Here is a 10,456-nt window from a genome sequence, read left to right on the forward strand (position 1 = left end):
AGGGCGTACGCCGTGATCGACCCGGATGGAATCCGGCTGATGAGGTGGCCGGAGAAACCTGAAGGGTGGGAGGTGGGAGGTGAGGGGTGAGGGGTGAGACGTTCAAAGTCAGAAGTGAGCAGCGTGAGCCTCTCACTTCACCGTCTCACTTCTCACCCCTCACCTCTCACGCTTCATCCTTCGCCTATCACCTTCAGCTCCACGTCCTTCACCCGCTCCCCCAGGAACATCCGTCCCACCCGCACGAACCGCTTCACGTCGTCGCTCACCACGAAATGCACGTGCGCCGACGCGGTGGCCGGCGCGTGGAGCGTGGACCGTGCCAGCTCGCGCGAGACCGTCGCCGCCGTCTCCTGGGCGCTGTCGATCAGCGCGACCGAGGGACCGAGCATGGAGGCGAGCAGCGGCTTGAGCAGCGGGTAGTGGGTGCACCCCAGGACGAGCGTGTCCACGTCCTGGGCGCGGAGCGGCGCGAGGTACTCCTCCGCGATCAGGCGGGTCGCCGCGTGATCCAGCCATCCCTCCTCCACCAGCGGCACGAACAGGGGGCAGGCCTGGGCGGTGACGCGCGCCTTCCCGTCCGCCGCTTCGATCGCCCGGACGTAGGCGCCGCTCGCGACCGTGCCCGCCGTGCCGATGACGCCGATGCGGCCGCCGCGGCTCGCGCCGACTGCGGCCCTGGCCCCCGGCTCGATCACGCCCTCGACCTTCACCGGCGCCGCCTGGCGCAGGTGCTCGAGGGCATGCGCGCTCACGGTGTTGCACGCCACCACCACCAGCTTGACGTCGCGGGCGAGCAGGAACTCCAGGATCTCGCGGCCGTAGCGCCGCACCGTTTCGGGCGACTTGTTGCCGTAGGGGACCCGCGCCGTGTCGCCGAAATAGACGAGGGACTCGTGCGGCAGCTGGCGCATCAGCTCGCGCACGACCGTGAGTCCACCGATGCCGGAATCGAACACGCCGATCGGGCGGCGGTTCACCGCAGCGGCACCTCGAGCCCCACGCCCGTGGCGCCGCCCGGCAGGCGCCGCACCTTGAGCGTGGCCGGGAAGTCGTAAAGGTTGGCCGAGACCCAGGCCTCGGCCGCGGAGAGGAAGTGGTTGAACACCAGCAGCACGATCCAGTCCTCGCGCTCCTGGGTGTGGGACGCCACGAACTTGCCCCGCGCCCGCGCGTAGTCCAGCTGCCACTGCGTCTTCCACACCATCGTCGCGCAGACGCCTTCCCACGTCAGGAACAGCCCGCCGGTCACGTTCCGGCCCAGGAGCGCCTGGCCCCAGCCGGGCAGGATCAGCGAGCGGAGGAACGCGCCGCCGGGCGTCACCGGCGGGACGGGCCGCACCGAGTCGCCCCGGACGGGCCGCACCTGCGCGGTATCGACGCCCCGGCCCGTCGTGTCTCCCGGGGCCCGCGCCAGCGTGTCCGCGGGCGCCGGGCGCGCCGGCGCGGGCGGGTTCTGCGCCGCGACCGGGGCGACGGAGGCCAGCGCCGCCGCGAGCAGCAGCGCGACTCTCACGCGCCCACGAGCACCCGCAGGCGGCCCGCCTCCAGGGTCACCTCGATGTCCCGGGAGTCGGGGGCCCGCACCTCGCCGTCGAGGTGCAGCAGCAGCGGCCGGTCCGTGGACCGGATCTTCAGGGCCGCCGTCCTGAACATCGCCACCTCGGCCAGGCCCACGTGCTTGCCGCTCAACACCCTCGGCACGTAGCGCAGGAACTTGGCCAGGCCGACCTTGCGGATCAGGCAGACGTCCAGCAGGCCGTCGGCCGGATCGGCGTCGGGGGTGAGGTAGAAGCCGCCGCCGGCGCTGCGACCGATCGAGCACTCGAGCATCATCATCGGCCCGGTCTCGCTGTGCGCAGCCGAGGCCACCTCCAGCATCGGGGCGCGGAAGCTCACGAACGTCTTGTACACCGCGACCACGTAGACGGCGAGGCCGCTCAGCTTCGTCGTCTGGTTGGCCTGGCGGGCCACCTCCGCGTCGAAGCCGATGCCGAGCGAGTTGTCGAAGTACTCGCCGATCACCCGGCCCACGTCGAACCGCTCCACCCGGGCGGCCGCCATCCGCCTCGCGGCCTCCTCAGGCGGGAGCTTGTAGACGTGGAGCAGCTTGGCGAAGTCGTTGCCGGTGCCGATCGGGATGGTGCCGAGCGCGGGCCGCGTGGCGCCGTCGGCGGCGGACGGGGCCTCGAGGAGGCCGTTGGCCACCTCGTGCACGGTGCCGTCGCCGCCGGCCGCGAGGATGCGCTCGACGCCGGCGGCCGCGGCCTCGCGACCGAGGCGCACCGCGTCGCCCGGCGCCGTCGTCTCGACCAGGTCGAAGCCCACGCCCGTCTCGCGCAGCGCGCGCTCGATCCGCGGGCGCAGCTTGCGGCCCAGGCCATGGCCGCTGGCGGGATTCAGGATCAGCAGGGTCGCCGGCACGTGGCAGCGAACCTAGCACCGCCGTGACCCGGTGAAAAGCCGCCGCTCGGCCCGCGTGGCTCTCCGATGGCGCGCGGGCGGAAGGGGGTGCCGGCTAGGAGGCCGGGTACGGCGGAAACGCGCGCCGCCAGCGCTTGCGCTTCTGGTGCGCCCGGGCCAGCTCCAGGAACACTCCCAGGTCGCGGTCCAGGTCCGACTGCGTGCCGTCGAAGTAGAAGTTGCGGATCGGCAGGCCGCCGAGGTCGCGGCTGAGCCGGGGATAGATCGCCTCGCACACGATCCCGTTCATGCAGGTGAACGGGCTGATGTCGATCACGCCGTCCACGCCCCGATGCGCGAGCTCCACGACCTTCCCGACGTTCACCACCATCTCGCCGTAGGCGCCGGTCGCCGGCAGGTAGGGACGCGCGGCGGCCAGCAGCGCTCCGACCTCGGGCTCCTCGAGGCCGCGGAAGTCCTCGCGCACCGGGGCGAGGAGCCGCGCCTCGTCCCGCCGCTGCACGTGGTGGCGCAGCCGCGCCACGAGGTGCTCCAGGGTGAGCAGGCGGTGGCGCAGAGCGAGTTTGCGGACGTGGTCGGCGTTGACGTACCAGATCCACTCGGTCACGTCCGACATCCAGGCCTCGGCGCCCTGCGCCTCGAGGCGCCGCACCAGGTTGTCGTTGGAGAACGTGTTCAGCCGGCAGAAGATCTCGCCCACCACGCCGATGAGCGGCCGGGAGCGGTCCCGGCGCCCGGGGATGCGCCGGAACCGGTCGCGCGAGCGCACCACGGCGTCGCGGAGGGCGGCGAGCTGCGGCGCCGGCGCCAGCGGCGCGCGCTCGATCGTCCCGCACACGTCGGCGAGGGACGCCTCGTGCGCGGCGTCGGCCGCCCCCGGCTCGAGCTCGAACGGCCGGTGGATCAGGGCGAGCTTCCGCAGGAGGTCGCCGGCCACCAAGGCGCGCCAGCCGCTGCGGATGAACTGCGGGCCCACGCCCAGGTCGCCGTAGCTCCCGTCGGCGTTGGTGGAGACCACCGCGGTTGCCGCGTAGCCGTTCTCGTCGAGCACGTGCCGGAGGAACGGCGCGTACTGGCCGAACCGGCACGGCCCGCCGGCCGTGGGCATGAAGAACGCCACGCGCGCGGGGTCCACGTCCGGGCGCTCGAGCACCTTGAGGTAGTCACCGGCCGTGATCTTGGCGGGATAGCACTCGTCGCCCGAGGTGAACTGGTTCCCCACCTCGAGCGTGCGCTGGTCCGAGGGCGGCGTGACCTCGGCGTCGATCCCGTGCGCGCGGAAGCAGGCGGCGAAGGCGCGCGCGCTCCCGTCGGCCATCGGTGCGACGTAGACGCGCTTTCCCTTCAGCGGCTGACGGCCGCCGTCCGCTCGGCCTGCGGCTGGTAGCATCGCAGGATCCCCTTGCTGTCGAGGTACGCTTCGCAGCGCGTCATGTAGCCGGCGTCGTCGCCGTGGCCGTCGAAGTCGAGCACCAGCATCGGCGAGCCGGCGGCGCGGCGCGCGAAGCGCTTGATGTAGGAGTCGGGCCCGCACTTGAAGTTGGACACGTACACCAGGTGCAGGTCGGCGCGGGTGGCCGCCATCCGCGCGGCGGCCAGGATCCGCCGCCCCGACGTCCAGTACATGTTCGCGTGCAGGTCGCCGACCGGCTCCTCCCCGGTCACCAGGAAGTCCACGGGGATGACGTTGGCGCCGTAGCGGTGCCGCAGCTTGCGCGGCACGTCGCAGTTCACGTTCCGGTCGTAGATGTTGTACGCGCGTCCCATCAGCACCACGCCCGGCTCGCCGCTCGCCTCGAGCGCCGCGAGCGCGCGGCGGCCCGCCTCCAGCAGCCGCGCGCGGAACTCGCGCTGCGCGGCGTAGGCCGCATCCACCGCCCGGTCGCTCGCGCGCCGCCGCACGCCGAGGGGGCGCATCGCCTCGGCCAGGCCCTCCTTCACCTGCCACGGGCCGAGCTGGAAGTGGAGGACCGGCGTCAGGAACTTGGCCTGGTGCGGCTCGAGTGCCGGCGCGAAGCGCAGCACGTGCGCGACCGTCTGGCTCCACGGGCAGTAGTGCGACGGGCAGGCGGACTCGGGCTCCGCCTCCGCGTTGGCGATCACCGGCAGCAGCACGTGGTCCACGCCCGCCTCGAGCAGGGCGCGCACGTGTCCGTGCGTGACCTGGATGGGGTAGCACGGCTGCGCGATGGCCAGCTCCACGCCCGCCGCGGCGATGTGCGGGTCCGTGGGCGGCGAGAGCACCGGCTCGAAGCCGAGCTCCGCCAGGTACCGGTGCCAGAACGGCCAGCGCTCCAGGGTGGGGATCGCGCGCGGCACGCCGATCCGCAGCCGGCCTTTCCCCGGCCCGCCGGCGCCCGGCCCCGCGCCCGCCGGCAACTCGTCCAGCAACCGCTCGCGCAGCGCGAACAGGTCCTCGATCACCGGCGTGCGGCCCGTCGCGGACGGCTTGCGGAACTTGTCGGAGCACTTGTCGCCCCAGTAGCTCCGCTGGCCGTCGATCACGATCTCCTTCATGTCGCACAGGTTCGAGCACGCCCGGCACACGAAGTCGCGGCTGGTGAAGCGCAGCCCCGCGAGGTCGTAGCCGCGGAACCGCGTCCGCCCGCCGGTGGCCCGGTGCCACTCCTGCGCGATCAGCGCCATCCCGATGGCGCCGATCACCCCGTTGTGGGGCGGTACCGTGACCTTCTTCTTCAGGATGCGCGCGAACGCCGCCGCCACGGCATCGTTGTAGGCCGTGCCGCCCTGGAAGTAGATCGTCGCACCGATCCGCCGTCCGCGCACCACCCGGTTCAGGTAGTTCAGCGCGATCGAATAGCTGAGCCCGGCGAGCAGGTTCGGGACCGTCTCGCCGCGGTGCAGCCACGCGGTCACGTCCCGCTCCATGAAGACCGTGCACCGCTCCCCGAGCCGGGTGGGCGCGGGTGCGGCCAGCGCCAGACGCGCGAACTCGCGGTCGATGCTCACGCCGAGCTTCTCCGCCTGCTGCTCGAGGAACGAGCCGGTGCCCGCCGCGCACGCCTCGTTCATGGCGAAGTCCACCACGACGCCGTTCTCGATCGCGATGAACTTCGAGTCCTGGCCCCCGATCTCGAAGATCGTGTCCACCGGCGCGCTGCCGAGCGTCCGGCTCACCCGCCACGCGCCGGTCTTGTGGGCCGTGATCTCGTCGTTCACCACGTCGGCGCCGACGTACTCCGCGATCAGCTCGCGGCCCGAGCCGGTCGTCCCCACCCCGCACACGTCGAGCCGCGCGCCCCAGCGGGCGGCCACCTCGGAGAGGCCCTGCTGCACCGCCTCCATCGGCCGGCCGGCCGTGCGCAGGTAGATCTCGTGGATCAGCGCGCCGGCCTCGTCGGTGACGACCACGTTGGTCGAGACGCTGCCGACGTCGATGCCGACATACGCACGGATGCGCGCGTCCCCGGGCGGCGGCACGTAGGGCGCGACGCGGTGGCGCAGCAGCACGACGTCGTCCATCGAGAGCGCCGGGGTCTCCGGCGCCGGGGCGGCGACGCGCGCGTGCTGGCTCAGCCGGTGGATGTCGCGGAGGCTGCGCTTGCGCGTGTCCTCGGCCTCCAGGATCGCGGCGCCGATGGCCCCGCACCACGCGTGGTGCTCGGGCACCACCAGCGCGTCCCCCTCGAGACGGAACGTCTCGCGGAGCGCCTCCCGGATCCCCGCGTTCCGTGCCACCGCGCCGATCAGCGCCACCGGCGGCGCGACCTTGCGGCCCTTCACCACGCTCGCCTTGAAGTTCCGCGCCACCGCGTCGCACAGCCCGCGCAGGATCTCGGGCGGCGTGTACCCCTTCTGCTGGGCGTGGATCATGTCGCTCCGCGCGAACACCGAGCAGCGCCCCGCGATGGACGCCGCCCGGGAGGCCCCCGCCACCACGTCCCCGACCTCCTCGACCGTGTACCGCATCCGCGCCGCCTGCTGGTCGATGAAGGAGCCCGTGCCGGCGGCGCACTCGCCGCTCCGGTCGTAATCCACGATGCTCGTGCCGTCCAGCCGCAGGTACTTGGAGCTCTCGCCCCCCAGCTCGAAGACCGTCGCCACCCCCGGATGGCACTCGGCCATCATCCGCGCGATGGCCTTGAACTCGTTCTCGTAGTAGAGACCGACGATCTGCGCGATGGTGCGGCTGCCTGAGCCCGTGACGCGGATGCCCTCGACCTGCTCCTCGGGCACCTCGCCGTAGAAGAGGCGCAGCAGGTCGTAGGCGCTCTGGATGGGGCTTCCGGCGATCCGCAGGTATTCGGAGAGGACGAGCGGCCGGCGGCCGTGCGCGACGAGGCGAAACGCGGGTGCCGCGGCGCACAGCTTCGCGAGCGCGGGGCGATCCTCTTCGCCGCCGAGCGCCGCCAGCTTGAGGCTGATCGCGCCGATGTCCAGCCCGATGTTGATGCCCATCGGGTGCTCCTTCGGCCGGTGCGACGTGGTCCGATGCGCCCCGAGGATCGGGGGGCCGGCCCGCATCAACCGCGAAATCTGCGCCAGACTCGCTCGGGTTTGACCTCGACGGCGGTCCGGGTCATCCAGCCGCCCGGCGGTTCCCCGCTAACCGACGGTGCTGCAAGGACCTGGCATCGCTGGAGCCGCTCCAGCGCTCCGCCTCACGCCTGGGCCCTGGTACCGCCCGGCGCTCCGGCAGCGGCGGGCCATCAGGCCGACCACGTCACGGCCAGACGGCCTGGGGCAGCCGCCTCGAGCCGCAGGTCCGCCAGCGAGGCCAGCCGCACGTCCGCCCGGGAGAGCGCGCCGGCCGGGTAGGTGGTGAGCAGCGCGATCACGCGGATCCGCGCGGCGAGCGCCGCCGCGAGACCGGTGGGCGAGTCCTCGACCACGACACACTCGCCGGGCGCGAGGGCGAGCCGCTCCGCCGCCTGCAGGTAGCCTTCGGGCTCCGGCTTGCTGCGCCGCACGTCGTCGGCCGACACGAACACGCGTGGCACGGGAAGGCGCGCCGCCGCCATCCGGAGCTTCGCCACCGCGCGGCTGCACGAGGTCACCAGCGCCCGCTGCCCTTCCCCGAGCACGCCGAGCAACGCCGCGGCACCGGGGGCCGCGGCGAGGCCGCGGACCTCCCGCTCCTCCAGCCGGTCCAGGGCCCGCGCCTCGGCCGCCGCATCCAGCTCGGGCGCCACCAGCCGCACCGTGTCGGACGTCCGCCGGCCCTGCGCCACGGCGATGAACGGCGCCGGGTCGCGTCCCCGCTCGGCGGCCCAGGCCTCCCACACCAGCTCGACGCACCGGCGCGAGTCCACGAGCACCCCGTCCAGGTCGAACAGGATGGCGCGGCATTCCAGGCTCGGCACGCGCTCCGACTCCCGGCCGCCGGGAGCGCTAGCCCTGGTCGGGAGGTGCCTCGGACCGCGACTGGCCGCGGTCCTCGAGCCGCATCTCGATCAGCTGCCGGACCGAGAGCGCGATCTCGAACATGACGAGGGCCACCGCCCAATCGAGCAGCTGGCGCGGGAACACGCCGGCGAACGGGATGCTCAGGTTGAACAGGTTCAGCACCTTCTCGAGGATCGCCAGGCCGAACACGAAGAACGCCGCTCCGAGAAAGATGGGAGCGTGGAACTGCGGACTCTGCGCAGCCATAGTCGGCTACTCCTGGTTGGGGGCGGGCCCGGAGGTCAGCTCGGCCCTTGGTCGCGTGGCGAGAGCGCGCCGGACCTGCACGAATCCGCACGTGCTCCCGGGAACCCGATGGACATGCCGACTCACAAGGTACGGCCACGGCAGCGCGGCGGCCATCGTTGCGGGGCCCCTTAGGGGAATCGGGCTCCGCCTGCACCGCGCCGCGCCGCGCTTGCCGCGGCGGAGCGCCGGAGGCACCAGCTCAGGGGCCGGCGACCAGACCGGCCATCTGCACCACTTCGAAGTCCGAGCCGTGGAGCCGCTTCATCAGGTTGATGTCGGCGTCGTTCCAGCGCGGGTCCGGGGCGCCGCTCACGAAGAACGCGCCGCCGTTGTCCGCGAGCATCATCCCGTAGCGCTTGAGTGCCGCGAGAATCACCTGTACGTCGGCCGGGTACGTTGAGAGGTCCACGCCCGCCTTGAGTCGCACCCGCATCCCCATCGGCGGCAGGTTGGCGGAGGTCTGGCTGCTGGCCCAGTGACGCGCGGGCGGCACGTACGCCTCCCGGGTCACGGGACAGGTGAAGCGCAGGGCGTGGGTGATCGCGCCGGCCGCCACCTCGTCGTAGCGGGCCAGGCCCGGGAAGATCGGCAGCCCCGCGGCGTCGGCCGAGGTCCAGCCGGCCGGCCGCAGCGCGTCGGACGTCAGGTCGAACACGGCGCCGGAGCCCGCCGTCCAGCTCGCTCCGCCGTTCACCGGGTGCGCGTCGTACAGCTCGTAGAGCACCCAGTGGTCCACGTCCACCACCAGCACGTGGCGATCGCCGGTGGACGACGGGCCGCCCTCGACCGGGGCCGAGGGCGGAATCGGATAGGGCCCCGGGTCGCTCTCGTCGGCGTAGTCGAAGCTGACCGGCACTCGGGCCTGCGAGCCCGGCACGGTGACGAACGGGATGCCCCAGGGTGCGCCGCCGTAGACGGTGCCGAAGTCGGGATGCAGCTCGTGGGTGGCGCCGCACGAGGCGATGAGGCTGTCGGACGCGGGATCGACGGGGTCCTGCGAGACGTCACGATTCCAGGGATTGTCGGAGGGAAAGACGCTGCGCGACGGCAGGGGCGGCGGGTTGCCCGGCGCTCCGGGCTCCGTGCCCGACCGCCCGCAAGCCGCGAGGCACCACGCCAATCCCAGCATCGCCGCGCACCGTAGCGTTCTCACGATTCCGCCTCGTCCGTGCCTGCGTCGCAGTTGGTCGCACCTGCCCTACGACGAAGCGACCGCGACTGGAACGGGGATGTAACGCCGTATCCGCTTCGAGTGGCGGGAGTGCGGGGGATCGAAGGTGCTCAGCCTCGTGGCCTCTTCGGGAGCAACATCGGAGTTCGGGACTTGTACTTCAGATACGATGCGCCGAATCGGAGCTCCAGTTCCCGCTCCTCGAACACCTTCACGAAGAAGAGCAGCGCCGGCGCAAACAGGACGAGCACCCACAGCACGAACAACGCCGACTGAAACCAGATCCCCAGCGACACGAAGAAGGCCAGGGCCGCCAGCACCATGGGATTGCGCGTCCAAGCGTAGAGCCAGTCCGCCGTCAGCTTGCGGCTGAGGGCAATGAAGAAGGGCGCGCCCAGTCCCTTCAAGGCGAGGTTCAGCACCGTCGCCAGGGAGGCCGCCCCGGTGACCACCACCAGCGCCTGGCCGACTCCCGATGGCACCGGGAGCACCCAGCCGGTCCAATCCCGATGAGTGGTTATCGCTCGAACGATGGGAACGCCGAAGGTGAGGCCCAGAGCAACGTGCATGAACGTCGTCGTCCAGACGGCGGATCCGGTCGTCTGGTGTCGGTCGAGGAACCTCCTCCCGAGCCAGACGAGGGGGTAGGTCAACACTACCCCAAGCACGATCACGGAGAGGTTGAGCACGCTCGAGAGTCGTGCGTCGGCAGCCAGCGAAAAGACGACGCAGATGAGGGCCAGGAGGGCAGCTCGGACCAGAAACTCAGCCACGTGTTTCATCTCCACCTTCTCTGCCGGTGCGACGCAGCCCACCGGATGGCGATTCGGCCGCCGCGAGCGACCACCACGACGACGGGCGTGGCGGGAGCGTGTGGGAATCGAACCCACCAGGGTCTGCTCAGCAGGCCCCAGCTGGTTTTGAAGACCAGTCCGTTCACCGGAACGGCCCCGCCCCCGCGCCATTTTCTCGGGCCCGGCTGCCCAAGTGTCCACGAAGTGTCTACGAAGGTCAAGGCCGAACCCCCGCGGCCTCGTGGAACCGGGCCAGCTTGGCCACGCCCTCCGACAAATCCCGCTCGCTCACGATGTCGTACCTGTCGAAAATGTCGCGCGTCTTATGGCCACTCAGTTTCATGGCGACGTGCTCCGGGATACCCGCCCGCACCATGTTGCGCACGGCGCTCCGGCGGAAATCATGCGGCAC

10 protein-coding genes and 1 tRNA gene are annotated in these 10,456 nt (G+C 71.9%); all 11 read right to left on the bottom strand.

Annotated elements, in window-relative coordinates; genetic code table 11:
- Positions 1 to 173: 173 nt before the first annotated feature.
- Positions 174 to 980 (bottom strand): glutamate racemase, encoded by an 807-nt coding sequence (gene murI / locus VMF70_07070; protein HTT67771.1) that lies wholly within the window; start codon positions 978 to 980, stop codon positions 174 to 176.
- Positions 977 to 1,516 carry a hypothetical protein gene (locus VMF70_07075; protein HTT67772.1) on the bottom strand — a complete coding sequence of 180 codons (540 nt, stop codon included), beginning with the start codon at positions 1,514 to 1,516 and terminating at the stop codon, positions 977 to 979. Before VMF70_07075 ends, murI begins: the two co-directional genes overlap by 4 nt.
- Entirely contained in the window at positions 1,513 to 2,424 is a 912-nt protein-coding gene (locus VMF70_07080) for a diacylglycerol kinase family protein (GenBank protein HTT67773.1), read from the bottom strand. Before VMF70_07080 ends, VMF70_07075 begins: the two co-directional genes overlap by 4 nt.
- 94 nt (positions 2,425 to 2,518) lie before the next feature.
- Positions 2,519 to 3,814, bottom strand: coding sequence for a hypothetical protein (locus tag VMF70_07085; GenBank protein ID HTT67774.1), 1,296 nt, complete (start codon positions 3,812 to 3,814; stop codon positions 2,519 to 2,521).
- Positions 3,769 to 6,843 carry an acyl-CoA dehydratase activase gene (locus tag VMF70_07090; GenBank protein ID HTT67775.1) on the bottom strand — a complete coding sequence of 1,025 codons (3,075 nt, stop codon included), beginning with the start codon at positions 6,841 to 6,843 and terminating at the stop codon, positions 3,769 to 3,771. The genes VMF70_07085 and VMF70_07090 overlap by 46 nt, the downstream gene beginning before the upstream one ends.
- Before the next feature lie 251 nt (positions 6,844 to 7,094).
- Positions 7,095 to 7,748, bottom strand: a complete 654-nt coding sequence (locus tag VMF70_07095) for an HAD-IA family hydrolase (GenBank protein ID HTT67776.1) — start codon at positions 7,746 to 7,748, stop codon at positions 7,095 to 7,097.
- A gap of 28 nt (positions 7,749 to 7,776) precedes the next feature.
- Positions 7,777 to 8,037, bottom strand: a complete 261-nt coding sequence (locus VMF70_07100) for a hypothetical protein (protein HTT67777.1) — start codon at positions 8,035 to 8,037, stop codon at positions 7,777 to 7,779.
- A gap of 241 nt (positions 8,038 to 8,278) precedes the next feature.
- Complete coding sequence (locus tag VMF70_07105) at positions 8,279 to 9,232, bottom strand: hypothetical protein (GenBank protein HTT67778.1); 954 nt, start codon at positions 9,230 to 9,232, stop codon at positions 8,279 to 8,281.
- Positions 9,233 to 9,360: 128 nt separating this feature from the next.
- The gene (locus VMF70_07110; protein ID HTT67779.1) at positions 9,361 to 10,023 is read right to left on the bottom strand and encodes a methyltransferase; all 663 of its coding nucleotides are present in this window, start codon (positions 10,021 to 10,023) and stop codon (positions 9,361 to 9,363) included.
- A gap of 88 nt (positions 10,024 to 10,111) precedes the next feature.
- Positions 10,112 to 10,208 (bottom strand) — tRNA-Sec (locus tag VMF70_07115).
- A gap of 53 nt (positions 10,209 to 10,261) precedes the next feature.
- Positions 10,262 to 10,456: hypothetical protein (locus VMF70_07120; protein HTT67780.1), on the bottom strand; the 195-nt coding region annotated here is incomplete at its 5' end.

The sequence above is a fragment of the Gemmatimonadales bacterium genome, from assembly GCA_035502185.1.
GTDB lineage: Bacteria > Gemmatimonadota > Gemmatimonadetes > Gemmatimonadales > JACORV01 > Fen-1245.